The 26,475-nt window shown below is 30.2% G+C and carries 19 protein-coding genes and 1 pseudogene; 4 read left to right on the top strand and 16 right to left on the bottom strand.

Features of this window, described 5'->3' with window-relative positions:
• Nucleotides 1–32: 32 nt before the first annotated feature.
• The 8 genes and pseudogenes from dnaE to KGF39_RS15140 all read right to left on the bottom strand — a co-directional run.
• Nucleotides 33–1,235: pseudogene (gene dnaE / locus KGF39_RS15175) on the bottom strand (DNA polymerase III subunit alpha); the annotation flags it as partial.
• Between the two features lie 119 nt (nt 1,236–1,354).
• The gene (gene whiA, locus KGF39_RS15170) at nt 1,355–2,338 is read right to left on the bottom strand and encodes a DNA-binding protein WhiA (RefSeq protein WP_227822945.1); all 984 of its coding nucleotides are present in this window, start codon (nt 2,336–2,338) and stop codon (nt 1,355–1,357) included.
• Nucleotides 2,339–2,354: 16 nt separating this feature from the next.
• Nucleotides 2,355–2,780: an NUDIX hydrolase gene (locus KGF39_RS15165; RefSeq protein ID WP_003416968.1), complete on the bottom strand. Its 426-nt coding sequence runs from the start codon at nt 2,778–2,780 to the stop codon at nt 2,355–2,357.
• A gap of 68 nt (nt 2,781–2,848) precedes the next feature.
• The gene (locus KGF39_RS15160; RefSeq protein ID WP_227822944.1) at nt 2,849–3,955 is read right to left on the bottom strand and encodes a gluconeogenesis factor YvcK family protein; all 1,107 of its coding nucleotides are present in this window, start codon (nt 3,953–3,955) and stop codon (nt 2,849–2,851) included.
• A gap of 11 nt (nt 3,956–3,966) precedes the next feature.
• Entirely contained in the window at nt 3,967–4,824 is an 858-nt protein-coding gene (rapZ, locus tag KGF39_RS15155; protein WP_227822943.1) for an RNase adapter RapZ, read from the bottom strand.
• A gap of 30 nt (nt 4,825–4,854) precedes the next feature.
• Nucleotides 4,855–5,568, bottom strand: a complete 714-nt coding sequence (locus KGF39_RS15150; RefSeq protein WP_227822942.1) for a PHP domain-containing protein — start codon at nt 5,566–5,568, stop codon at nt 4,855–4,857.
• A 3-nt stretch (nt 5,569–5,571) separates the two neighbouring features.
• Nucleotides 5,572–6,486: a UDP-N-acetylmuramate dehydrogenase gene (gene murB / locus KGF39_RS15145; RefSeq protein WP_227822941.1), complete on the bottom strand. Its 915-nt coding sequence runs from the start codon at nt 6,484–6,486 to the stop codon at nt 5,572–5,574.
• Nucleotides 6,487–6,758: 272 nt separating this feature from the next.
• Nucleotides 6,759–7,529 (bottom strand): formate/nitrite transporter family protein, encoded by a 771-nt coding sequence (locus KGF39_RS15140; protein WP_227822940.1) that lies wholly within the window; start codon nt 7,527–7,529, stop codon nt 6,759–6,761.
• A gap of 317 nt (nt 7,530–7,846) precedes the next feature.
• Between KGF39_RS15140 and cls the strand changes: the two genes are divergently transcribed.
• From cls to KGF39_RS15120, 4 genes are all read left to right on the top strand, one after another.
• Nucleotides 7,847–9,328, top strand: a complete 1,482-nt coding sequence (cls, locus tag KGF39_RS15135; RefSeq protein ID WP_227822939.1) for a cardiolipin synthase — start codon at nt 7,847–7,849, stop codon at nt 9,326–9,328.
• A 317-nt stretch (nt 9,329–9,645) separates the two neighbouring features.
• Entirely contained in the window at nt 9,646–10,143 is a 498-nt protein-coding gene (locus KGF39_RS15130; protein WP_003416946.1) for a complex I 24 kDa subunit family protein, read from the top strand.
• 16 nt (nt 10,144–10,159) lie between these two features.
• On the top strand, nt 10,160–12,046 hold the full coding sequence (locus tag KGF39_RS15125) for an NADH-quinone oxidoreductase subunit NuoF (RefSeq protein ID WP_227822938.1): 1,887 nt from the start codon (nt 10,160–10,162) through the stop codon (nt 12,044–12,046).
• A gap of 22 nt (nt 12,047–12,068) precedes the next feature.
• Complete coding sequence (locus tag KGF39_RS15120; protein ID WP_227822937.1) at nt 12,069–13,850, top strand: NADH-dependent [FeFe] hydrogenase, group A6; 1,782 nt, start codon at nt 12,069–12,071, stop codon at nt 13,848–13,850.
• A 202-nt stretch (nt 13,851–14,052) separates the two neighbouring features.
• On the opposite strand, the gene KGF39_RS15115 is transcribed toward KGF39_RS15120, so the two are convergent.
• From KGF39_RS15115 to KGF39_RS15080, 8 genes are all read right to left on the bottom strand, one after another.
• On the bottom strand, nt 14,053–15,849 hold the full coding sequence (locus KGF39_RS15115) for a MutS-related protein (protein WP_227822936.1): 1,797 nt from the start codon (nt 15,847–15,849) through the stop codon (nt 14,053–14,055).
• Nucleotides 15,850–16,059: 210 nt separating this feature from the next.
• A complete protein-coding gene (gene hprK, locus KGF39_RS15110; protein ID WP_227822935.1) occupies nt 16,060–16,989 on the bottom strand; it encodes an HPr(Ser) kinase/phosphatase in 930 nt (309 codons plus the stop codon).
• Entirely contained in the window at nt 16,989–18,806 is a 1,818-nt protein-coding gene (gene uvrC / locus KGF39_RS15105) for an excinuclease ABC subunit UvrC (protein ID WP_227822934.1), read from the bottom strand. The genes hprK and uvrC overlap by 1 nt, the downstream gene beginning before the upstream one ends.
• A 259-nt stretch (nt 18,807–19,065) precedes the next feature.
• Complete coding sequence (uvrA, locus tag KGF39_RS15100; RefSeq protein WP_227822933.1) at nt 19,066–21,891, bottom strand: excinuclease ABC subunit UvrA; 2,826 nt, start codon at nt 21,889–21,891, stop codon at nt 19,066–19,068.
• An 18-nt stretch (nt 21,892–21,909) separates the two neighbouring features.
• Nucleotides 21,910–23,880: an excinuclease ABC subunit UvrB gene (gene uvrB, locus KGF39_RS15095; protein ID WP_227822932.1), complete on the bottom strand. Its 1,971-nt coding sequence runs from the start codon at nt 23,878–23,880 to the stop codon at nt 21,910–21,912.
• 301 nt (nt 23,881–24,181) lie between these two features.
• The gene (locus tag KGF39_RS15090; protein WP_227822931.1) at nt 24,182–24,658 is read right to left on the bottom strand and encodes an alkaline phosphatase family protein; all 477 of its coding nucleotides are present in this window, start codon (nt 24,656–24,658) and stop codon (nt 24,182–24,184) included.
• Nucleotides 24,658–25,344 carry an extracellular solute-binding protein gene (locus KGF39_RS15085; protein WP_413927093.1) on the bottom strand — a complete coding sequence of 229 codons (687 nt, stop codon included), beginning with the start codon at nt 25,342–25,344 and terminating at the stop codon, nt 24,658–24,660. The genes KGF39_RS15090 and KGF39_RS15085 overlap by 1 nt, the downstream gene beginning before the upstream one ends.
• A 9-nt stretch (nt 25,345–25,353) precedes the next feature.
• Nucleotides 25,354–25,986: an ABC transporter ATP-binding protein gene (locus tag KGF39_RS15080; RefSeq protein WP_413927038.1), complete on the bottom strand. Its 633-nt coding sequence runs from the start codon at nt 25,984–25,986 to the stop codon at nt 25,354–25,356.
• Nucleotides 25,987–26,475 lie beyond the last annotated feature (489 nt).

The following is a 26,475-nucleotide window of genomic DNA, read 5'->3' as shown; positions in this document are numbered from 1 at the left end:
GGCAATCTTTTCAATTACCAACGTGTCGCACCTATATCTATATCTGGCATAGATATACGTTCTGGGTTTAAAAAACGCTCAAATAACAGAGAATACTTTATTGGGTCTATATCGGTTATCTTAAGTGTGTATGCTACTATTGAACCAGCTGCACTACCTCTACCTGGCCCTACTATAATATTATTTTCTTTAGAAAAGTTTATGAAATCCCAAACAATTAAAAAGTACTCTACATAACCCATTTTTTCAATTACATCTAATTCATAATTTAATCTCTCTAGTATCTCATCACTAGGACTATCATATCTCTCTTTCAGCCCATTAAAACATAACTCTCTTAAATAAGTTTCTGGTGTATATCCTTCTGGAACATCATATTTAGGAAGATGTATAGTATTAAAGTCAAACTCTACATTACACATATCAGCTATTTTCACAGTATTATCAATAGCCTCTAATGCGTATGGAAATAATTCTTCCATTTCTTCTCTTGATTTTAAATAAAACTCATCACTACCAAATCTCATTCTATTTGGGTCATTTAATGTTTTTCCCATTTGAATACACATAAGGACATCATGTATTTTTGAATCTTCCTTATTTACATAGTGAACATCATTAGTAGCAACTAGTGGAATACCAGTCTCTTTTGATAACTTGACCAATCCAGAATTTACTTCTTTTTGTTCAGGTAAATTATGGTCTTGAATTTCCAAAAAGAAATTTTCTTCACCAAATATATCTCTGTAGTCAATAGCAAATTGTTTTGCTTTTTCATAATTTCTATTCATTAAAGCACGTGCTACATCTCCTGCAAGACATGCAGAAAGTGCTATAATTCCCTTATTGTGCTTTTTAAGTTCTTCCATGTCAACTCTAGGCTTATAATAAAAACCTTCTACATATGAAGTGGAAACTACTTTTATTAAATTTTTATAGCCTTCCATATTCTTAGCTAATAGAACTAAATGTCCTTGATATTTATCATAGTTTGGGTCTTTATCTCTAAGTCCACGTGCAGCTGTATAAACTTCACACCCTATAATTGGCTTTATTCCTTCTTTTATCGCTGTTTTATAAAAATCTATAACACCAAACATACAACCATGGTCAGTGATAGCTATTGAGCTCATGTTTAACTCCTTAGCCCTTTTTATAAGTTTTTTCACCCTCGAAAATCCATCAAGTAAACTATACTCAGTATGTACATGAAGATGAGCAAAATCTTTATTCATTAAATCACCTCCTGTTTTATAAATTTAATTTTACCACAAATATACGTCTTAAAACAAAAACAGAGACTTTTATCTCAAAATAGGAATTAACTTCAACATAGCCCATTATATGTTAGAAATTAATGCTTATTCTGAGATTGTCCCCTCAATTTATTGTAATGTTTTTTTTTCAAATCTGTTGCGATTTCTTCTATTTTTCTAAGTCTATGATTGACACCAGATTTTCCTATTGGTGGTTCTAACATCTCTCCAAGTTCTTTGAGAGTCATATCCTCATATTCAATTCTAATCTTAGCTATTTCCTGTAAATTCTCTGGCAGACTGCTAATTCCTATAGTTTCTTGTATGAGCTTAATATTTTCTACTTGTCTTACTGCTGCGTTTACTGTTTTAGAAAGGTTAGCTGTTTCACAATTTACTATCCTGTTTACATTATTTCTCATTTCTTTTACTATTTTAGTATTTTGAAGACTTAAAAGAGCGTGGTGTCCCCCTATAATACTCAATAAATCTGATATTTGTTCACTTTCTTTAATATAAACAACATGATTATTTTTTCTAGCCACAATTTTACTATTAAAACCTAAAGAGTTTATAAGTTCTTTTAGTGAATCCGCAAATTCCTCGTTATTAGTTACAAATTCCATATGATAATTCTTTTCTGGGTCACTTATAGAACCTCCACCAAGAAAAGCTCCTCTTATGAAAGCTCTTTTACATCCTTCATGTTTAACTAAACTCTCTGAAATTCTGTTTATCGTAAAAAATCCTTCTTTATTTTCAAGTATACCTAATTTTTTTAATAACATTTCTGAACCCATTTCACTTGTTACCATTAATACATAACTGTTATTTCTCTTCAACATTTGATTTTTATTTACAGAGATTGTGGTATTAATATTAAAATTCTTTTTTAATAACTTAAATACCTTACGAGCTACTGAATTTAATTCTGTTGTTATTTTTAGATTTAGTTTTTTATATCCAACAATTTGTATACTTCCCCCTGATTTGACTAGAGCTGATAATTCAGCTATATTACAACATTCATTCCCAGATACAATTCTTGCTAGTTCATTTTTGGTTTCAGTTGAAAAAGACATCTCTATCACCTATTAACTAATTTTTCTTTAACCTTTTTTTTATTTCTTGTAAGGCAACCTTTATTATCTCCTTTTCATCATCATACCTAGCTAGGTCTACTACTCTATCTAGATGGATAAATTTAGCATCAATAAAGCCTTCCTCTTTTTGTGGAATAGTATCCATATTCTTCGCTTGCATTAAATACCAAAAAACTGTTTTATGAACTGCTCTATTTTCATCCCAGTTTTCTTTAAATGTATAGTGTATTTCTCCTAAATATTTCAATATATCTGCTTTTACTCCAGTTTCTTCACTTACTTCACGTAATGCTGCCTCTTGGTTATTTTCCCCTTCTTCTACTTTTCCTTTAGGTAACACCCAATCTCCATTGAACTTCCTTAGTAAAAGAATCGTATTGCCAAACAGGACTACACCACCAGCACTAACCTCTTCTCTCATCGATGTTCACTCCTTAAAACTAACATAATGATAAGGATTTCTACGCAATTTTTTAAAATCCTTTTTTACTAACTTTTGTTGTAATTATGATTTAGGGCTAACTCAATAACTATGTTAGATATATACTTTGCATCATGTCTTATATAATTATTTTTTATTTCAATCAAATTCTTTTCTATAGTTTTTATACCCATCTCTTTTAATTTATCTTTTTGCTTTTTATCTAACAAAACTTGCCCTGCTCCATCTTGTCTGTATAGGTCAAGCATCTCTTCTGGCAATATTTCATTGTTTGCGATTACATAATCTATTAAATTCTCATCAGTGTGCTTTACTATAGCATTAACATGCTCTAATACATTGTATCCTTCTGTTTCACCTGGTTGAGTCATTATATTTGATATATATACTTTTGGAGCCGTAGACGATTTAATAGCTTCTACAATACCCTCTACAAGTAGATTTGGTATTATACTTGTATATAAGCTTCCAGGACCCATAATTATAATGTCAGCGTCATAAATAGATGCAATAACATCCTTTAATGGTTTAACATCTTTTGGATTTAAGAAAATTTTATCAATAGAGCTTTTTTGACTTCTTGATTCTTCAGGTATGCTAGATTCTCCATTTATTATGTTGCCATTTTCTAATTTGGCAACTAAGTTTACATCTTCCAAAGTTACTGGCAAAACTCTTCCTGTTATAGCAAAAATCTCACTTAATTTATATACAGCTTTTTCAAAGTTTCCATATAGTCCATTCATAGCAGCTAAAAATAAATTTCCAAAACTCTGACCCTTTAAAAGTCCTTCTGTAAACCTATATTGCATAACTTCATTCATAGTTGGCTCTATATTTGCAAGTGCTAATAGGCAGTTTCTTATGTCTCCTGGTGGAAGCATTCCTAAGTCTTCTCTCAATACTCCTGAACCTCCACCATCATCAGCAACAGTTACAATTGCAGTTATATTTTGTGTAGTATGTTTAAGACCTCTTAAAAATACTGATTGACCAGTACCTCCACCTATTACAACTACATTTGGCTCTCTATTTTCAACAATGGACCTTTGAAATAGTTTTACTTTTTCATTTTTTGCTTTTTTATATATAAATAACGATACAATTAATGCAATCCAACCTAAAATTCCTACAATAATAAGTAATTTAGCCATGTTTGCCTCCATTATCGCAACATAGAGTCTCTATGTTTCTTTACAACTCTATATCCCTTATTAGATAAATCCTCCGCTATAAGATTTGTTATAGTAACTGACCTATGTCTTCCACCTGTGCATCCAACACCAATTACTAGATGTTGTTTTCCTTCCTCTATATATTGAGGCACTAAAAAATGAATCATATCTAAAAGTTTCACATAAAATTCTTCACTGATTTTAGAATTCATAACATAATCTCTAACTTCTTTATCATCACCAGTTTTAGCTCTTAACCCTTCAACATAATAGGGATTTGGAAGAAATCTTACATCGAATACTAAATCTGCATCAGCAAGTATACCATGTTTAAATCCAAAAGATACTACAGAAATAGTTAGATTTGGATTATCTTCACCAGAAGAATATATTTTCTTTATTTCTTCCTTAAGGTCTTTTGGTTTCATATTAGTTGTATCAATTATACATGTAGATAATTCCTTTAAAGGCTCCATTATCTTTCTTTCCATTTTTATGCCTTCTGGAATCTGCATGTCTTTTGCTAATGGATGATTTCTTCTTGTCATTTTATATCTCTTCAACAATACATCATCATTACAATCCAAATATACCATTTCATATTCATAATTTTCTTTTTCCAAGTAATTTAAGCTTTCATGAAGCGCTTCAAAAAACTTTCTTCCTCTTATATCTATCCCTAGAGCAACTTTATCAATACTTGAATTTGGTTGATAACATAGTTCTGCAAATTTAGTTATCAAAGCAGGAGGTAGATTATCTACACAATAAAATCCCATATCCTCTAAAGCTCTCATTGTCTCACTTTTTCCAGATCCTGAAAGACCTGTAACTATAACAAATTTCATTGCTAACTCCTCCCTTTTATCTTATGTTTATCATATTATAATGTTTTCTACTAATGATATATCCAAATTAGAGTCAGATATAGTCTTCATAGCTAGCTCAAAATCACCAACTCTTTCTGGACAATGTGCATCTGAGCCTATTATAAATTTATTTTCTAGCTCTTTTATCTCATTTAATTGATTCACATTCAAAAAAGAATGACTACTATTTATTTCAAGTCTAGTATCTGTCTTTTTTGCTATTTTTGCTACTTCTTCTATATACACATCTCCTTTATCTCCAGGATGAGTAATTATAAAAATATCATTATTACTTATCGCGTTTATTACAGCTTTTGTATTATATTCTTTTGCTTTTTCAGTTTTTAAAATATAATTATTACAATGATTTAATAAACTTTTGAATGATGTAGGAGTAGAACCAAAATGATATCCAGCCATAATATAATCAAATTCCTTAATAAATTTATTATCCATGTCTATATTACCTTTGTCATCTAATATATTACACTCCATACCTAAAAGTATATCTATATCACTATACTTATCATTTAAATAATTTACTTCTTCTCTCATTTTAACAATATCTTTTTTCTTTACACCATATGCGATATGTTTGTAACTATGGTCTGATATTCCTATTGTCTTTATTCCCTTAGAAATGGCCACCTTTACATTGTCCTCAATAGTTCCTTTACCATGACTATATAATGTATGTGTATGATAATCAGCCAGTATTTTCATCTGTTAATCCTCTCCAAGTATTTTGACTTCTTCTTCCAACATAACTCCAAACTTGGCATATACAGCACTTTTTATAACATATATTAAGTCTAAAATATCTTTAGCACTTGCTTCTCCTTGATTGACTACAAATCCACAATGCTTTTCAGATACTTGTGCTCCTCTTAAAGTAAGACCTCTTAATCCAGTTTCTTCTATTAATTTACCTGCAAAATGTCCTGTTGGTCTTTTAAATGTACTTCCTGCACTAGCAAAATTTAATGGTTGTTTAGTTATTCTTCTCGTTGCTAAGTCATCCATTAAACTTTTTATTTCATCATAATTTCCTTTTTGTAATTCTAATTCTGCTGATAAAGCTATATACCCGTTTTTCGATATTATACTTCTTCTATACCCAAATTCCATCTGTTCATTTGAAAGTTCAAAGATATTTCCTTCCATATCCATCAGTCTTACTGACTTTACTATATCCTTCATTTCACCACCATATGCTCCAGCATTCATGGCTAATGCTCCTCCTAATGTTCCAGGTATCCCTGATGCAAACTCAAATCCTTTTAATTCTTGTTTTTGAAGAGCTTTACCTAGAACCGATAACAAAGCTCCTGACTGAGCAGTTATCCTAGTATCATTTATCTCATAAGAGTTAAAATTATCTGCTAATTCTATTACTACTCCTCTTATTCCACCATCTTTAATTAAAATATTTGAACCATTTCCAATTATTAAATATGAAATAGATTCTTTTTTTACCAACTGAAGTACATTTTTTAATTGTTCTTCAGTTCTAGGTCTAACCAATATATCTGCTGGTCCTCCTACCCTGAATGAAATATGCTTTTTCATAGGTTCATCGACTTTTATATCATCTTTACTTAATATATTTAATAAATTTTCATATATATCTTGATTATTCATTGTATTTCCTCCCAAATTATACTAAACTTTAGCTGTCAATATTATTTAATTTACATTAATATATAGTATTAACTATATTCAATAATATATGATTTTGCTTATCATATGGACTTTATATTTTAAGTTTCTTAATTACAAACTATATTCAATAAATATATAATAAAGTAAAAAAAAAAAAATAACAACATATAAAAGAATATAAATAATTTAAAAAAAGCATCAATATCACTGATATCAATGCTTTAAAAGGCAATTTAATTCATATTATTTATCTAACTATTTTTAACATAGCAAAGATAATAAATTCCCCCAACTACTATGGAACCTCCAACGATATTTCCAAGTGTTACAACTACCAAATTAGTTATGAATTGAACCATAGTTATATTTGCTCCTAATGCCATTCCCATTGGTATAAAAAACATGTTTGCAACACTATGTTGGAATCCACATAGCACAAATAGCATTATTACTGTCCAGCATGAAGCCAATTTTGACATTATATCTTGAGACGCTGTAGCCATCCATACAGCTAAAACTACTAGAATATTACAAAGTATTGCTTTTAAAAACATTGAAACTACAGTTGAATTAACTTTAGCTTCTGCCACAGCTATAGCTTTTGTAGCTGCATCCCCTGCTAATGTAGAAGAATAAAAGACAAGTGCTACTAATAAAATTGAACCTACTAAATTTGCAAAATAAACCAGTCCCCAGTTTCTTAACATTTTTCCTAATGTTATTTTTTTGTCCATAAGGGCAATAGCCATTAAAGTGTTTCCAGTGAATAACTCTGCTCCTGCTACCACTACAAGCATAAGACCTACTGGAAAGACCATTGCACTTAAAAAGCTAGCTACTCCTGGGTCTATCTTGCCAAAAGTTTGACTAACTATCATACTTCCCAATGCCCCAAAACCTATAAATGCTCCTCCAAATAAACCCAATAAAATTGCATTTTGTGTTGAAATGTTTGCTTTTTTTATGCCTGCACTTATAGTTGCTTGTGCCGTTTCCCCAGGTGTCAAGAATCCTTTACTCATAAATCCTTCCCCCTTAAAAATTATACTTTCCCTTGTCTTTTTATGGCAATAATTATATAATAACAATATGATATATAATAAATTTTATTAACATAAAAAATATACTATACGCTTATATATACTTGTCTTATATAATTATATTATTTATTATATAACAACTTTGTTAATTTCGAAATAATTTATATTGAATTTGAAAAATTTACCTTTCGATTATTTATTTTACTTTTTTATTGTTGAGGTATTATATATAATAGATATATGTTTGTGTTATTATATATAATTACTTATTTTAATAAATATTTGAAGGAGGAAATTTTATGTTTGATATATCATTTTTCGAAATGTCAATATATGAAATAACAGTTACTACAATATATATAATTAATTTCATGGTTATACTGAACCTTATCTTTAGGGAAAAAAGAAACATAAATACAACTTTAACATGGCTTCTTATATTAGTATTGATTCCTGCACTTGGATTCATACTTTATATAGCTTTTGGTAGAAATATTTCAAAAAACAATATGTTTAGACTGAAAGAAAAGGATGATAAGATAATCAAAAGTAATATACTCGATACTCACGTTAAACTCCAATCTACATCTGAAATTGATTCAGATATACATCAACATAAGGATATGATTTATGCATTGGCTAATTCAAATAATGCTCATTATACCAATAATAACGATGTGTGGATTTATGCTGAGTCTAGTCAATTTTTTAACAGTCTTCTTGAAGAACTTAAAAAAGCTGAAAAATATATAAACATACAATTTTATATTTTCAAAGATGACAAAATCGGAACTGAAATAATAGACATTCTAGTAGACAAGGCTAAAGAAGGCGTTGAAGTAAGACTTTTATTTGACGCAGTTGGTGGTAGAACACTAAAAAATAGTACACTTTCAAGACTTAAAGAAAGTGGTGTTAAAGTCGGAAGCTTCTTCCCATCGTTCTTAAAAATTGTAAACTTTAACTTAAACTATAGAAATCACCGAAAAATTGTTGTTATTGATGGTAAAGTAGGATTTGTAGGTGGATATAATGTTGGTGATGAATATTTAGGTAGAAATCCAAAATTTGGTTTATGGAGAGATACACATACTAAGCTTACTGGTGATTGTGTAATTGACCTAAATATGAGATTTATCCTTGACTGGAGATACACAACTAAAGAAGATTTAGACTTAGAAAAGTACTTTATAGAAGAAGAAGCACACTCTAATCATCTTTCTGAAAATATTGGGATTCAGATAGTATCAAGTGGTCCAGATATATCAGAACTTGACGAGATTAAATATGGTTACCTAAAAATGATTCAGAAAGCTAGAAAGTATATATACATACAGAGTCCTTATTTAATACTTGACTCAACATTTATAGATACTTTAAAAATAGCTTGTTTATCTGGTGTTGATGTGAGAATTATGATTCCTTCTAAACCTGACCATCCCTTTGTATACTGGGCATCATATTCATATGCTGGAGAACTTTTAAAATTTGGAGCTAAAATCTATACTTATGGTCAAAATGCATTTTTACATGCTAAGACAATAGTTATAGATGACTCTATCTGTTCTATAGGAACAGCCAATATGGATATAAGAAGTTTTGAGCTTAATTTTGAAGTGAATGCATTTATGTACTCTTCAAAAAAAGCATTGGAACAAAGAGTTATATTTGAAAATGATATTTTAAATTCAAAAGAAATAACATTAGATATATATAATTCTAGGTCTACTTATATAAAAATTAAGGAATCCATTTCCAGACTATTATCAGCAGTTTTATAAATCTTTTATTTTATAAAAATTTTACATTTTGGTTTATTTTTTAAAGTTTTTTATATGTATTATTTTTTTTTTATTGAATTTAGCTCATTTTTTTTATTTTTTTTAACTATTCTGAATTATTTTATATTATAATAGACTAGTATAGTTTTTATTTTTAATAGGTAACTTTTTTGCATTGTTTTTATGAATAAAGAAATTGTTGTATATTATTCTTTCTTTATTGTTTTGGTTTTGTTCACCCACATAATGTTGGGGTCAACTCATGGTTAATTATTTTATGCAAAATAATAACTTTAAAAAGAAAAGGGGGATTTGTTATGTGCGATTTTATTTCACACAACAAGCAATTATTTGACGAACTAGATATATTTATTGACTCTCTTGCAACAAAGGAAGGTGCGTTAATACAAGTTCTACATGAAGCCCAAGGTATATTTGGATATCTTCCAAAAGAAGTTCAGCTTCATGTTGCTAGAAAACTTGGAGTAGCTCCTGCAAAGGTATATGGGGTTGTTACATTCTATTCTTATTTTACTACAGAACCTGTAGGTAAGTATAAAATCAGTGTCTGTCTAGGGACTGTATGTTTTGTAAAAGGTGCTGACAAAATCTTAAGTGCTTTTGAAAAACAACTTGGCATAAAAGTTGGAGAAACTACTAGTGATTTTAAATTTTCTTTAGAAGGTTTAAGATGCTTGGGGGCATGTGGTTTAGCTCCAGTTGTTACTGTAAATGGTAAAGTTTATGGTAAAGTGAAACCTGACCAAGTAAGCGAAATATTAGATACTTATAGAGAATTAGAATTGAATTGTTAAGAGGGGTGAATAAATAATGCGTAAAGTAAATTCATTTGATGAATTAAAAGTTTTAGCTGATGAGCTGAAACCTAATCTTAGCTTAAGAAAAAATTATTCTAAGGAAAATGTATTAAGAAGAGAATTACTTGTTTGTTGTGATACTGGATGTACATCTTCAAACAGTCTAGAAATAGTTAGTGAATTAGAAAATGAAATAAAGAAATCAGGAATCCAAGACAAAGTTAGTGTTCGTTTGACAGGTTGTTTTGGTTTCTGTGCTCAAGGTCCTATCGTAAAAGTTTATCCTGATAACGTTTTCTACGTAAAAGTTGAGCCATCTGATGCTGAAAAGATAGTTCAAAGTCACTTAATTAGAAATACAGTTGTTGAGGAATTATTATATGAAGAAGAATATTTAAGTAAAAAAGTAGAAGAACAAGAAGAAATGTCTTTCTACAAAAAACAGTTACGTATAGCTTTAAAAAATTGTGGTCTTATAGACCCAGATAGTATAGAAGAATATATTGCCAATGATGGTTATTTAGCTCTAGGCAAATGTTTAACTTCTCTTACTCCTCAAGAAGTTATTGCAGAGGTAAAAACTTCTGGTCTTCGTGGTAGAGGTGGAGCTGGTTTCCCTACAGGTTCTAAATGGGAAGCTGCTTCAAAAAATCCAGCTGGTCCAACAGATAAAAAGTTCGTTGTATGTAATGCTGATGAAGGTGACCCAGGTGCATTTATGGATAGATCTGTACTTGAAGGTGACCCACATAGTGTACTTGAAGCTATGGCAATATGTGGATATGCTATAGGTTCTGATACAGGATACATATACATAAGAGCAGAATATCCAAAATCTATAGAAAGATTAAAAGTAGCTATAGCTCAAGCTGAAAAATACGGTTTACTTGGTGAAAATATCTTAGGGACTGGATTTAACTTTAAATTAGAATTAAAATATGGTGCAGGTGCTTTCGTTTGTGGTGAAGGTACAGCTCTAATGCATTCAATTGAAGGTAGACGTGGTGAACCTAGAATGAAGACTTATAGTTCTTCTAAGAGTGGTCTATGGAAATCTCCTACTTGTTTAAATAACGTTGAGACTTTTGCTAATATACCTGCAATTATACTTAATGGTGGAGATTGGTTTGCAAACTTAGGTACTGAAGATTCTAGTGGTACTAAAGTATTTGCTCTTGGTGGAAAAGTAGAAAATGTAGGGCTTGTTGAAGTTCCAATGGGTACTACTTTAAGAGATATTGTATTTGAAATTGGTGGAGGAATTCCTGAAGGTAAGAAATTTAAGGCTGTTCAAACAGGTGGACCATCTGGTGGATGTATACCAACTGAACATTTAGACACTCCTATAGACTTTGGTTCATTAAGTTCTATCGGTTCAATGATGGGTTCTGGTGGTATGCTTGTTCTTGATGAATCTGATTGTATGGTAGATATAGCCAAGTTCTTCCTTGAGTTTACTGTTGAAGAATCTTGTGGTAAATGTACACCTTGTCGTATAGGTACTACAAGATTATTAGAAATATTAACTAAAATTACAGAAGGTAATGGTACTCTACAAGATTTAGATGACCTAGAAAACCTTGCTGAAACTATACAAACTGCTTCATTATGTGGTCTTGGTAAAGCTGCTCCAAACCCTATTTTAAGTACTCTTCAATATTTCAAAGATGAGTATATAGCTCATGTTGTAGATAAGAAATGTCCTGCTGGTAAATGTCAGAACTTACTTTCTTATTTTATAACAGACGACTGTAAGGGTTGTACAAAATGTTCTAGAGTGTGTCCTGCTGGTTGTATAACAGGTTCTGTTAAGGAACAACATACAATAGATACTTCTAAGTGTCTAAAATGTGGTGCTTGTATAGATAATTGTACATTTAATGCTATAATCAAGAAATAACTTATTTGGAGGAGGAATAACAATGAGTTTAGTTAATTTAACTATCAATGGCAAACACGTTTCAGCACCTAGTGGAACTTCTATCTTAGATGCTGCGAAATTAATAAATATAAAAATACACAACCTTTGTCATTTACATATGAATGAAATAGATAAGCTTGACACTTGTGCTTCTTGTCGTGTTTGTATGGTTGAGACAGAGAGAGGCTTAGTTCCAGCTTGTGGAACAGTTATAAAGGAAGGTATGAGAGTTCAAACTAATAGTGCAAAAGCATTAAATGCTCGTAGAACTATTGTTGAATTATTGTTATCAGACCATCCACAAGATTGTTTTGTATGTGAAAAAAATGGAGATTGTGAATTACAGACTATAGCTGCTGATTTAGGAGTAAGAAAAATAAGATATCAAGGTTCTAAATCTTTTGCAGGTAAAGACACTTCTACTAAATCTTTAGTTAAAGACCATTCTAAGTGTATATTATGTAGAAGATGTGAGACTGTATGTAATGACATACAAACAGTAGGGGCATTATCTGGAGTTAATCGTGGATTTAATACTTTAGTTAGTACATTCTTTAACTCTGATATGGTTGAAACAGAGTGTACATTCTGTGGTCAATGTATATCTGTCTGTCCAACTGGAGCATTAACAGAGGTAGATAATGTACCTAAACTTTGGGATGTTTTAAATAAAAAAGAAAAGACTATAGTAGTACAAGTTGCTCCTGCTGTAAGAGTTGCTATTGGTGAAGAGTTTGGATTAGAACCAGGTTCAATCTCTACAGGAAAAATGGTAGCTGCTTTAAAAGCACTTGGATTTGAACATGTATTTGATACAAACTTCGGTGCAGACTTTACTATAATGGAAGAAGCTACTGAATTTATAGAAAGAATCCAAAAAGGTGAAAATCTTCCTATATTAACAAGCTGTTGCCCTGCATGGGTAAACTTCTTAGAGCACAACTATCCAGACAAGTTAAACTTAGCATCTAGCTGTAAGTCTCCTCAAGGTATGTTTGGTTCTATAGCTAAAAACTACTATGCACCTAAAATATTAGGAATCAATCCTGAAGAACTTTATGTTGTATCTGTAATGCCTTGTGTAGCTAAAAAATATGAAGCTTCAAGAGAGGAATTAAGCGAATCTGGAATATTAGATGTTGACCTTTCTATAACTACTAGAGAGTTAGCTAAGATGATAAAAGAAGCTGCTATCGATTTACCTAATCTTCAAGACCAAGATTTTGATAATCCTTTAGGAAAATCTACAGGTGCTGCATCTATATTTGGAGCAAGTGGTGGAGTTCTAGAAGCTGCTCTACGTACTTCATATGAGAAGATAACTAATAAGACTTTAGATAATGTAAACTTTACTAATGTTAGAGGTCTTAAAGGAATTAGAGAAGCAAGTATAGATGTTGATGGAACTACAGTTAATGTATGTATTGTAAATACACTTAAAAATGCTAGAAAGATTATGGATAAGGTTAGAAGTGGAGAATGTAAATACCACATCATAGAAGTTATGGCATGTCCTGGTGGATGTGTTGGAGGTGCTGGTCAACCTTATCACCATGGTAATACTGAAATAGTTGATAGACGTGCAAATGCGTTATATGAAATAGATAGAAACAAAGCTATTCGTAAATCTCATGAGAATCCTGATTTACAAGCTATTTACAAAGACTTCTTTGGAGAACCAAATAGTGATGTAGCTCATAAATATCTTCATACTCATTACTTTGATAAGAGTTGTATTTATGGAGAATGTCCACAAGAATGTGCTTGTGAAGAAGCTAAATAACTTCTAACAAATTAAAAAATTTATTCTTAAATAAAATAGGGTGTCTCAAAATGAACTTTTTAGTTCATGAGGCACTCTTTTTGTATGAAATCAAATATATTTTCATAATTTCACCAATGAAAAGAGGCTTATCTCTATTTTGAGACAGCCCCTTATTAGTTTAATCAATTAAATTATATTTCTAAATAAGCTTATCTATTAATTAAAGAATCCCTGCCATTCTCATAAGTTGCTTTGCATTTGTAGTTTTACATCTTCCATCCTTTATTCTATAGTCAAAATGAATTTTATCATCTACATAGTACTCTGAGAAATGATAGTTCACAACTTCTACATCTCTACTACCTGAAAGGTCACATAACTCAAAATCATGTGTTGTAACCATACTTATAACCCATGGTCTTGATAATTTCTTCACTGCCTCACTTGCCCCAATAATTCTATCAGCAGAATTAGTTCCTTTAAAAATCTCATCTACTAGAACCAACATTGGTAACTCTTTCAAACTATATTGAATCATTGATTTTATTCTAAGAATCTCAGCATAAAAAGTTGATATTCCTTGGCTTACATCATCTTGTATTCTCATAGATGTGAATATAGCCATACAAGTTGCATCAAACCTCTTAGCACATACTGGTCCACCTGCATATGCCAACACTAAGTTTACGCCTATACTTCTTAAAAAGGTTGTCTTTCCAGACATATTTGAACCTGTAATAATACATGTCTGAGAATTTAATTGTATTGAATTTGCTATGACACTTTTTTCTTCTATTAAGGGATGGTATACTTCTTCAACTTCCAACCTTGGAGTATCTTCATATTTTATTACTGGAAAGCATGTATTTTCATTTACATGACCAATAACTGTTAAACTTATTAGAGCTTCAAACTCCCCAATAGATTCAAGCCAACCTCTAATTTGATTTCCATATATACCTTTCCATCGTTCTAAAGCTTCTGCACAATGATAGTTCCACATTAGAACACCACAGGCAATTATATATACTATCTGATTATATCTTAGATTTACAGCATTTCCTATTGAATTCAATTGTTTAACACCTTTTGAAACTCCACTTACCCTAGAAAGTTTCTCCTGTAATTCTTTTAAATAAGCACTCTCAAACGACTCTTTTTCTAAAACCTTAAACATTTTCTCATATACTTGTATACTTCTACTAAATGAAAATAATGGAGAAAGAGTTTGCATAAGTTTTGGATATCCAAAACCACTAAATCCTAATTGTATTATAAAAAGTAAAAAAACAGGTAAAATAGGTAAAAAACCTAATATAAAGAATATAAAAGATAAGATTGTTGCAGTAGGTAATCCCCAAGTAAAAATATGCATCCATTTTGGTATATATACATTTTTATTTTCTCCATACTCTATAAATGATTCTATGCTTCCATCAGAATTGTTTTTTTGCTCCTTACCAATTATATTACTAAGTGTTTGAATATGAATAGAAAAATCATCTTTTGATAAAAGTTCTTTTATCGCCATTTGTCTTTCTAATATTACCTTCTCATCTGGGTTTTCATTCCATAAGGACTTAGCCAAAAACTTTTTTCCATAGGAAGTATTAGCTACACAGATATATTGATATAGTGATGCTCTTCCAAACAAATCCAAATCTTTTGCTTGCGCACTTTCGTCTTCTAGGTATTCTCTACCATCTATTTTAAATTCCTTCCATCCGTCTCCAAATCGTTTAATATACTTATCTAATACTTCACTCTTGCTTTTAAAATATGTTTCCTCTTCTTTTACTTTATTATGAATAACTAAAAGTGATATAAATATTATTGTTGATACAACTCCAACAAAAATACCTATTATGTTTTTATTATAAAATCCAATAGCAAATCCTGCTATCACTATCAAAAAAGATATTAATCTTGCTGTGCTTATGTTATTTGACTTTTTACTTAAGAGCAATTCTTTTTCAGTAGCACTTTCTAAAAGTTTACTAAAATATTCTATTCCCATAAAAAATTCCAACTTTCTTATTATATAATGAAATTCAAATATAAAATTAATCTAGTATTATTTTAATCTAGTACTATACTTTAAATTATCCTTATATAATATATCTTATTAATAAACATTATATACAACTTGATTTTAATTTATAAGGTGTAGGATGTAAACCTAATCAATATTTAATTAAATGATGTATAGTTCACTATTATTCCTTTACTATTTAGTATCAATTAATTTTGATAATTTTTTAGTAAACTCTTGAGCTGCATCATATCCCATTCCTCTTTGTCTAAAATTCATTGCTGCTACTTCTAATATCATAGCAGTATTTCTTCCAGGTTTAACAGGTACAACCAATTTCTCTACATTAACACCAAGTATTTCTTCATATTCTTTATCCAATCCAAGTCTATCATAGTACTTAGTTTCATCCCAAGCTTCTAGGTGAACTACTAAATCTATCATTTTAGAATTTTTAATTGCCCCTACTCCATATAGACTTCTAACATCTATTATCCCTATTCCTCTTATCTCAAGGAAATGTCTTATCAGTTCAGGTGACTGACCCACAAGCATACTTTCATCCAGTTTTCTTATCTCTACAGCATCATCTGCAACCAATCTATTGCCTCTTTGAATTAATTCTAATGCTGTTTCTGACTTTCCTATACTACTTTCCCCCTTTATCAGCACACCTATACCATAAATATCTACTAATACCCCGTGAATTGTTGTATGTGGTGCTAACTTATTATCCAAATAATTTGACAGTCTATTTACAAGTCTAGTGGTATTTCTGTTTGTACTCAAAAGTATTCTTTTATATTTTTTAGCTTTTTCAATTACATCTGGCTTGATTTCCAAATCTCTAGAAATTATTAGAGCTGGTATTTCATATGAGAAAAATCTATCTAGTACTTCTTCTCGAATATGATTATCCATTAATCCAAAAAAATTATATTCTGTCTTTCCAACTATTTGTATCCTTTCATATGCAAAATAATCAAAATACCCTGCAAACTGTAATCCTGGTCTATTTATATCTTGAGAGTAAACATAATAATCTACATCATCTGGCATGTATACTATTTTTAATTTCAAGTCTTTTATTATCTCTTTTATTGATACCTTATTGCTAGTTTCCATTAATTTTCTTCCTTCCTAAAAAAATTATAAACATTCTCTGCAATGCTTTTATTCATCCCATCTACTTCTAAAAGTTCTTCCATAGTAGCTTTTTTTATAGCATCTACATCCTTAAAGTGATTTAATAATGATTTCTTTCTTTTTTCACCTATTCCTTGTATATCATCTAAGATAGATTTTGTCAAAGCTTTATTTCTTAGACTTCTATGATATGTTATTGCATAATTATGAACTTCTTCTTGTATACTAGCAATAAATCTATATAAATTGGTTGTTTTATCTAGCTCTATTTCTTTTTCTTTACATATCAATCCTTTAGTTCTATGCTTATCATCTTTATACATTCCCCAAAGAGGTATATCTACATCATTAAGTTCTAGTACTTTTTTTACTGCACTAACTTGTCCCTTTCCACCATCCAACAATATCAAGTCAGGTAAATTTCCATGTTTTAATCTTCTATCTACAATTTCAGCCATAGAATCATAATCATTAGGACCAATGACTGTTTTTATTTTATATCTCCTATATTCCTTTTTATCTTTTTTAGCATTTGTATACACTACCATAGAACCAATCGAATCTACACCTTGTATATTTGATATATCATAAGCCTCTATTCTTATTGGCAACTTTTCTAGAGTTAGTATTTGCTTTAACTCTTCTAATGCTCCAATACTTTTTTCATATTTTCTTTTATTCATATCAGAAAATTTTTCAAGATACTCTACAGCATTTTTTCTAACCATTTCAACTAAGCTTTTCTTCTCTCCCTTTTGAGGAACTCTTATTGTTACTTTTTGACCCTTTTTAGATGACAACCATTCTTCTAATATAGAACTATCTTCTATTTCATCTTCTATAATTAATTCTTTAGGTATATACTCTTGCTCATTATAAAATTGTTTTACAAATGAACTTAATATAGAAGCTCTTGGACTATCCATTATACCTTCTAATATAAAATGCTCCCTACCTACAATCTTACCATTTCTGATAAAAAATACCTGAACACAGGCTTCATTATGAGCTCTTGCCATTGCAACCACATCTTGGTTTAAGTCACTTACAGTAGCATCTATTTTCTGTTTCTGTATCATCTCTTCAAGGCTCTTTATTTTATCTCTATATACAGCAGCTTCTTCAAATCTAAAATTCATAGAACTCTCATTCATTTTTTCCTTTAAAAGCTCCATCAATTTTTCTTCTTTACCAGATAGACACATTATAATCTCTTCTATCATTTTTCCATACTCTTCTTTAGAAACATTTCCAGTACAAGGTCCTAAACATTTATTTATGTGTAGATTTAAACAAGGTCTTGTCTTATTCTTTATTGCTTTATCTATATCTATTTTACAGCTTCTTATTGGATACGTACTACTTATAAGCTCCAAAGTATCATTCACAGCAGTTATATTGGTATATGGTCCAAAATACTTTGCCTTATCTTTAAGAACTCTTCTAACTTTTAAGATTCTTGGATAATCTTCATTTGTAGTTACTTTTATATATGGATAAGTTTTATCATCTCTAAGCACTACATTATACTTTGGTCTATATCTTTTTATTAAATTACATTCAAGTATTAATGCCTCTAACTCTGAATCCGTTATAATATACTCAAACTTATATATATTCTTAACCATAGATTTTACTTTAGATGTATGGTTTTTTGAAGATTGAAAATACTGCCTTACCCTATTTTTTAAAGATATGGCTTTTCCCACATATATTATATGGTCGTATTTGTCTTTCATTAAATATACTCCGGGCTCAGAAGGTAATTTTTTTAAATGCTCTTGTATATCAAACATCTCGCCCTCCAAAACATTAAATTTTATACTAAAATTATACCCTAAAATATGAAATTTAAAAAGTTATACAATTTCCAGTATTTTAGACAAGTTAAAGTCCATATCCTCTTCTATAACTAATTTAAAAATAATTTTAAACGTGAAGAGTGACATGGACTTTATACTTTTGTTTACTATTTACAACTTGTATTTAACTAATTTACTTCTAACAGAGCAATTTAGTTTATATAATTCTAAGTTTTATCACATTTTATATAATTTAAGAAAAATATTTCTTCAAGAATTGACCTGTGTAAGACCCCTCAACTTTAGATACTTCTTCTGGTGTTCCAGTTGCAACTATAGTTCCACCGTTATCTCCACCTTCTGGTCCTAAGTCTATTACATAATCACAAGTCTTTATGACATCTAGATTATGCTCTATAACTATAATTGTATTTCCTGTATCTGCTAATCTTTGTAATACATGGATTAGCTTGTCTACATCTGCCATATGAAGTCCAGTAGTAGGTTCATCTAATATATATAAAGTCTTTCCTGTTGGTCTTTTACTAAGTTCAGCAGCTAATTTTATACGTTGTGCTTCTCCTCCTGATAATTGAGTTGAAGGCTGCCCTAATTTGATATATGAAAGTCCTACATCCATTAAAGTCTCTAGTTTTCTTTTTATATTTGGTATATTTTCAAAAAACTCAACAGCTTCTTCCACATTCATATCTAGAATATCAGATATAGTTTTATCTTTATATTTTACTTGTAGTGTTTCTCTATTGTATCTTTCACCCTTACAAATTTCACAAGGAACATATACATCTGGTAAGAAATGCATTTCTATTTTTATTATTCCATCACCCTTACAAGCTTCACATCTACCACCTTTTACATTGAAACTGAATCTTCCTTTTTTATAACCTCTTGCTTTAGCTTCATTAGTAGCTGCAAAAATATCTCTTATAAAGTCAAATACACCTGTATAAGTAGCTGGGTTTGAACGAGGTGTTCTTCCAATTGGACTTTGGTCTATATTTATAACTTTATCTATATTTTCAATTCCTTTTATCTCCTTATGTTTACCAGCTCTTTGTTTAAGTCTATTTACTTTACTTGCAACACCTTTGTAAAGGATGTCGTTTATCAGCGTACTTTTTCCTGAACCTGAAACACCTGTTATACATGTAAACTTACCTAATGGGAATTTTACATCAATATTTTTCAGATTATTTTCTGATGCTTTAACTATTTCTATAAAACTTCCATTTCCTTCTCTAGTAGTCTCAGGAAGTAATATTTGTTTTTTACCACTTAGGTACTGACCTGTTATCGAGTTCTCATTTTTAATTATTTCATCTAAAGTTCCTTGCGCAACTATCTCACCACCATGTATACCTGCACCTGGTCCAATATCTAGAACATAATCAGCTTCTCTCATTGTATCTTCATCATGCTCTACAACAATTAAAGTATTTCCTAAGTCTGTTAGATGTCTAAGAGTAGCTATTAGTCTGTCATTATCTCTTTGATGAAGACCTATACTTGGCTCATCAAGTACATATAATACTCCAACCAATGCAGAACCTATTTGAGTTGCTAATCTTATACGCTGTGCTTCTCCTCCTGATAGAGTTCCAGCTTTTCTTGATAAATTTAAATAATCAAGACCAACATCTCTTAAGAACATAGCTCTCCCTTTTATCTCTTTTATAATCTCATGAGCTATAAATCTCTGTTTTTCTGTAAGGTTTATATTTTCCATAAAGTCAATCAATTCATTTACGGACAAGTTCGTAACTTCCATGATATTTTTTCCATCAACCAAAACAGACAAGACTTCCTTTTTAAGTCTTAACCCTTTACATTTTGGACATGGTCTTTCTGCCATATATTCTTCAATCTTATCTCTCATGTAGTCGGAGTTAGTTTCTCTATATCTTCTTTCTAAGTTTACTATTACTCCTTCAAAATATGACTTATAATTTCTAGTCCCTCCAAATTTTGATTCATAAGTAAATTCTACAATTATATTGTCTTTACCATAAAGTAATTCCTCAACAAAATCCTCTGGCAAATCTTTAAATGGTGTTGTCAAAGATACATTAAAATGTTCTGCTAAGCTTTTTATCATTTTACTATAATAAGTATCATCATTAACACCTGTTGACCCCCATGCTGCTACTGCACCTTGTTTTATTGATAAATCTTTATTTGGCACTACTAATTCTGGGTCAACTTCTTTACTTTCTCCAAGACCATTACAAACATCACAAGCACCAAAGGGAGCATTAAATGAAAACATTCTTGGAGATAATTCTTCTATACCAATTCCATGTTCTGGACATGCAAATTTAGTTGAAAAAAGAATTTCCTCTCCATCTATTATTTGAGCTATTACAAGACCATCAGATAACTTAACTGCAGTCTCAATTGAGTCTGCTAGTCTAGATTCAATTCCATCTTTAATTACAATCCTGTCCACTACAACTTCTATACTATGTTTTTGGTTTTTGTTTAGGACTATATCATCACTAACTTCATAGTTTTCACCATTAACCCTAACTCTTACAAAGCCTTCTTTCTTGATATTATCCAATACCTTTCTATGTGTACCTTTTTGTCCTCTAACAATTGGTGAAAGTATTTGCAATTTCGTTCTATCTGGAAAATCTAACATTTTATCAACTATTTCTTGAATAGTCATTTGACTTATTTTTTCACCACATGTAGGACAATACACATCTCCTACCCTTGCGAATAATAATCTTAGGTAGTCATATATTTCTGTTACCGTTCCAACAGTAGAACGTGGGTTTTTTGAAGTAGTCTTCTGGTCAATTGAGATAGCTGGTGATAAACCCTCAATATATTCTACATTTGGTTTTTCCATTTGACCTAAAAATTGTCTAGCATAAGCAGATAAACTTTCTACATATCTTCTTTGACCTTCTGCATATATTGTATCGAATGCCAAAGAAGACTTGCCAGACCCTGACAATCCTGTAAAAACAATAAATTTATCTCTTGGTAATTCTAAATCTATATTTTTTAAATTATGCTCTTTTGCTCCTCTTATTATAATTTTATCTTCCATAATGTTGTTTTTACCTTTCTATTTTTCCAATTTTTCTTCTAATTGTTTCACTTTATCTCTAAGTTCTGCCGCTCTTTCAAATTGTAAGTTTTGAGCAGCTTCCATCATCTCTGATTTTAATTTTTCTATATTAGCTCTTATTTCGTCTTTATCATCTGTACCAGATATTCCATATACAACTTCTTCCTCTGCCACCTTAGTAGCTTCTATACTATCTCTTATATTTTTCTGTATAGTTTTAGGAGTAATATTGTGTTCTTCATTATATAAATTCTGTATATCTCTTCTTCTCTTTGTTTCATCAATAGCATTTTGCATTGAGTCAGTTATTCTGTCTGCATACATAATTACTCTTCCGTTTTCATTTCTAGCTGCACGTCCAATAGTCTGTATTAAAGCTGTTTCGGAACGCAAGAAACCTTCTTTATCTGCATCTAAAATTGCTATAAGTGAAACTTCTGGTATATCCAATCCTTCTCTAAGTAGATTTATTCCTACAAGCACATCAAATTTTCCTAGTCTTAAATCTCTTATTATTTCTGTTCTTTCTAATGTAACTATATCTGAATGTAAATATTTAACTTTTATCCCTATTTCTTTAAGATAATTAGTCAAGTCCTCACTCATTTTTTTGGTTAAAGTTGTTATAAGTACTCTTTCATTTTTTTCTATAGTTTTAGTTATTTCTCCTACCAAATTATCTATTTGATTATTGATAGGTCTAACTTCTACAATTGGGTCTAAAAGTCCAGTTGGTCTTATTATCTGTTCTGCTATAGTCTCTGAGTGTTGAATTTCATAAGGTCCTGGTGTAGCACTTACAAACAACATCTGATTTATATTTCCTTCAAATTCTTGAAAATTTAATGGTCTATTGTCAAGTGCAGAAGGTAATCTAAAACCATTTTCTATAAGGGATGTCTTTCTAGACCTATCCCCTGCATACATACCTCTTACTTGTGGTATAGTAACATGTGCCTCATCTACAATTATTAAATAATCATCTGGGAAGAAATCCATTAAAGTATATGGTCTTTCTCCTTCTGACCTTCCTGTAATATGTCTTGAATAGTTCTCTATTCCCTGACAAAACCCTATTTCCTTTAACATTTCTATATCATACTTAGTTCTTTGTTCAATTCTTTGGGCTTCTAAAAGTCTATCATTTTCTTTAAAAAATTTAATTTGTTCTTGAAGCTCGTCTTCTATTTGTACAATTGCCTTTTCAATTCTTTCTGGAGTTGTTACATAGTGAGACGCGGGGAATATAACAACGTGATTTCTAGTGCCAACAATCTTCCCTGTTACATAATCAATCTCTGTTACTCTATCTATCTCATCACCAAAAAATTCTATTCTTATTGCTTTTTCATCGTTACTAGCTGGAAATATTTCTAGTATATCTCCTCTAACTCTAAAGGTACCTCTTGTAAAATTTATGTCATTTCTTTCGTATTGTATCTCTATTAACCTTTTTATTACATCATCTCTGTCTCTTTGCATACCTGGTCTTATAGATAACATAAGTTCTTTATAGTCTTTTGGGTCACCAAGTCCATATATACAAGATACAGATGATATTATTATAGTATCTCTTCTCTCTAAAATAGATGCTGTAGCAGAATGTCGAAGTTTATCTATTTCATCATTTATGCTTGCATCTTTCTCTATATAAGTGTCACTGTGAGCTACATATGCTTCTGGTTGATAGTAATCATAGTAACTTACAAAATATTCAACTGCATTGTCTGGGAAAAATTCTTTAAACTCACTGTAAAGCTGTGCTGCTAATGTCTTATTATGAGCCATTATTAGGGTAGGTTTCTTAACTTGTTGAATGATATTTGCCATTGTGAATGTTTTTCCTGAACCCGTTACTCCCAATAATGTCGAAAATTTCTCATTTCTATTTATAGAATCCACTATTGATTTAATAGCTTCTGGTTGGTCACCTGTAGGTTTGAAGTCTGATTTTATTTTAAAATCCATAGTATCACTCCTTTTTGCGAACATTAGTTCCTAACATGTATTATTATATCATACCTTTATAAAATTGTTTAAGTTATTTTAAATATTTTACCCATTTAAATTTTACTTAAATCTAAAACATAAAAAAAGACTCCTATCTTTGCAATAGAAGTCTATAATTCCTGGAAAATAAATACTTTATTCAACTTATATAATAAAATCAAATGCTTCTTTTTCAACTCCATCTAACTTTAAATCAAATATCTTTAATATAGTTGCTGCGTGCGCTCTCAAGTCGCCTTCCTCTATAACCACACCACTTTTAATATTGGGTCCAAAAGCTATAAAGGGAGGTTAATCTATCTAAGTTATTTACTATTATTTGAGCTGATATTCCAGAAGAATTTACATATGCATCAAAATTCTTAACTTCTCCATTTTCAACTGTTATAAATCCATTTGATTTAAGCAAAACATTTGGATTTATAACTTTATCAACTCTAAGATGACCGTGGTCCCCAAGTATTATAAAATTTGTATCTTCGTATGTACCCACATCCTTTGTAGCTTGAATTATATCTCCTAACCATTCATCATTCATTTTTAATGCTTTATTTACTTCATCATTAAATAAACCATAATTGTGTCGTGTGTGGTCCAATGTAGCCAAATGTATTAACCTTAAATCTGGCTTATATTCCTTTATTATGTCTACTGAACAGTTTACTCCAAATAAATCCATATTAGGTTCTAATTTCCAATCAATATGATGACAATGTCTATTGTAAATACCGTCCATTATAACCTTACTGGAACTTCTTTCAAAAGTTTCTCTTGGGTCATCTTCTCTATTAGGAGCCCATATTTCTGCAAAAATATCATACCTACTTTACCATTTACAAAATCTTGCTTTGCTACATCCCAAGCATTATAATCTTCACCAGAAGGCATTTTCATTATTCCATCTTTCATCATATCTTGCCAAAACTTAACCGGTGCTTGTCCTGCTTCATTATTAAATGCTACTTTTTTACCATTAGTTATTTCTCCACCACTTTGCATTACCATAGCTTCATAGAACCAAATATCTATTGGTGTTTCAAAACCATAAGTATCTTCTGATTTATTTGTCATCTTACTAGCATAGTTTTTAAGCTCTTCCCATGACTTTGAACCTGAAGGGTCAAGCCCTGCTTTAGTTGCCATATCTTTATTTATGTATAATATTGGTGTACTTCTATTAAATGGCATTCCAACAAATTTATTCTCGTAATATGAATTTGTTAAAAGACCAGAAAAGAATCGTTCCTGGTATGTTTTATCAAAATATTTACTCATATCTACTAAAGCACCTGCTGATGCGAATGTACCTGTTTGAGTTATTTCTAATAGTGTTACATCTGGTTGGTCTTTAGAAGTTAAAGCTGCCTGCAATTTTGTTGCATTTTCATAGTAGTCTTTCTGTTTTAGCATATTTACTTGGATATCTTTATGCTAACTATTAAATTGGTCAACCATTTTTTGTGCAGTTTCACCATTAGTTCCACCATTTATACTCTCTAGCGTTGCTTTTTCTGGTCTAAATCCAAATTTGACATCATTTTTTATATCTAATATATTCATACAAGGATTCCCAATAAATTGAGCCACAAATAAATTTTTAGGATTTTGATATATCTTTTTTAGAGAACCTATTTGCATTATCTTTCCTTTGTTCATTATAACTATCTTATCTGCCATCGACATTGCCTCAACCTGGTCATGAGTTACATAAACATCTGTTATAAGTTTTTCTCTTTTTTCTTTTACTACTTTCTTGTTTTTAAGACCAAATTCTATGTTTTCTCTAACAGTCATATGTGGATATAATACATAGTTTTGAAATACCATAGCTATATCTCTTTTACTAGCATCCGTTTTTGTTACATCATTATCTTCAATTTTCAACTTACCTGAAGTTATATCTTCAAGACCTGCAATCATTCTTAATGTAGTAGATTTGCCACATCCACTTGGGCCTACCAACACTGTAAAAGAGCCATCTTCTATAGTAAGATTTAAGTTTTCTATAACGGGATTTTTTTTATTATAAGATTTTGTTACATTTTCTAGTCTTATATCTGCCATTTTTATCCTCCTAAAATATTTGATTTAATTCTACGATTTACCTATAGATTAATAATACTCTTAATTTGTAAAGGATATATTAAGACAAAGTGAATATATGGTAAACTTATTAAAATAAAGGTTAAATTACAAATATTTTTTGTTAAATATACTAAAGTTAAGCTGATATACTATTTATGTTAGATACAACTTTCTATATTTTTCATGTTCACTGTTTACTATCACAATATAATTTTAATTTAGAGGAGAGCATATAAAACTGTTTATTTTTATATGATTTGATTTGAAAATAAAAAAGACCTCTATGGGGGATAGAGGTCTTTAAGTGGGGGAGATTGAGTAATTTATTTTTGCTATATTAAGTTTTACAATTATATTATGTCCCAAATTTACAAGGTCTAAACATAAAAAATAAAACTTTTTCAATTTTAATAAATTTACCAAAAAAAAATTACGTGGCTACGTCCTACTCTCCCAGGCAGTTTCCCA

This window comes from Clostridioides sp. ZZV14-6345, assembly GCF_020657775.1.
Lineage (GTDB): Bacteria > Bacillota > Clostridia > Peptostreptococcales > Peptostreptococcaceae > Clostridioides > Clostridioides difficile_D.
The sequence above is the reverse complement of the archived record's forward strand: the minus strand, read 5'-3'. Positions and strand labels throughout refer to the sequence as shown.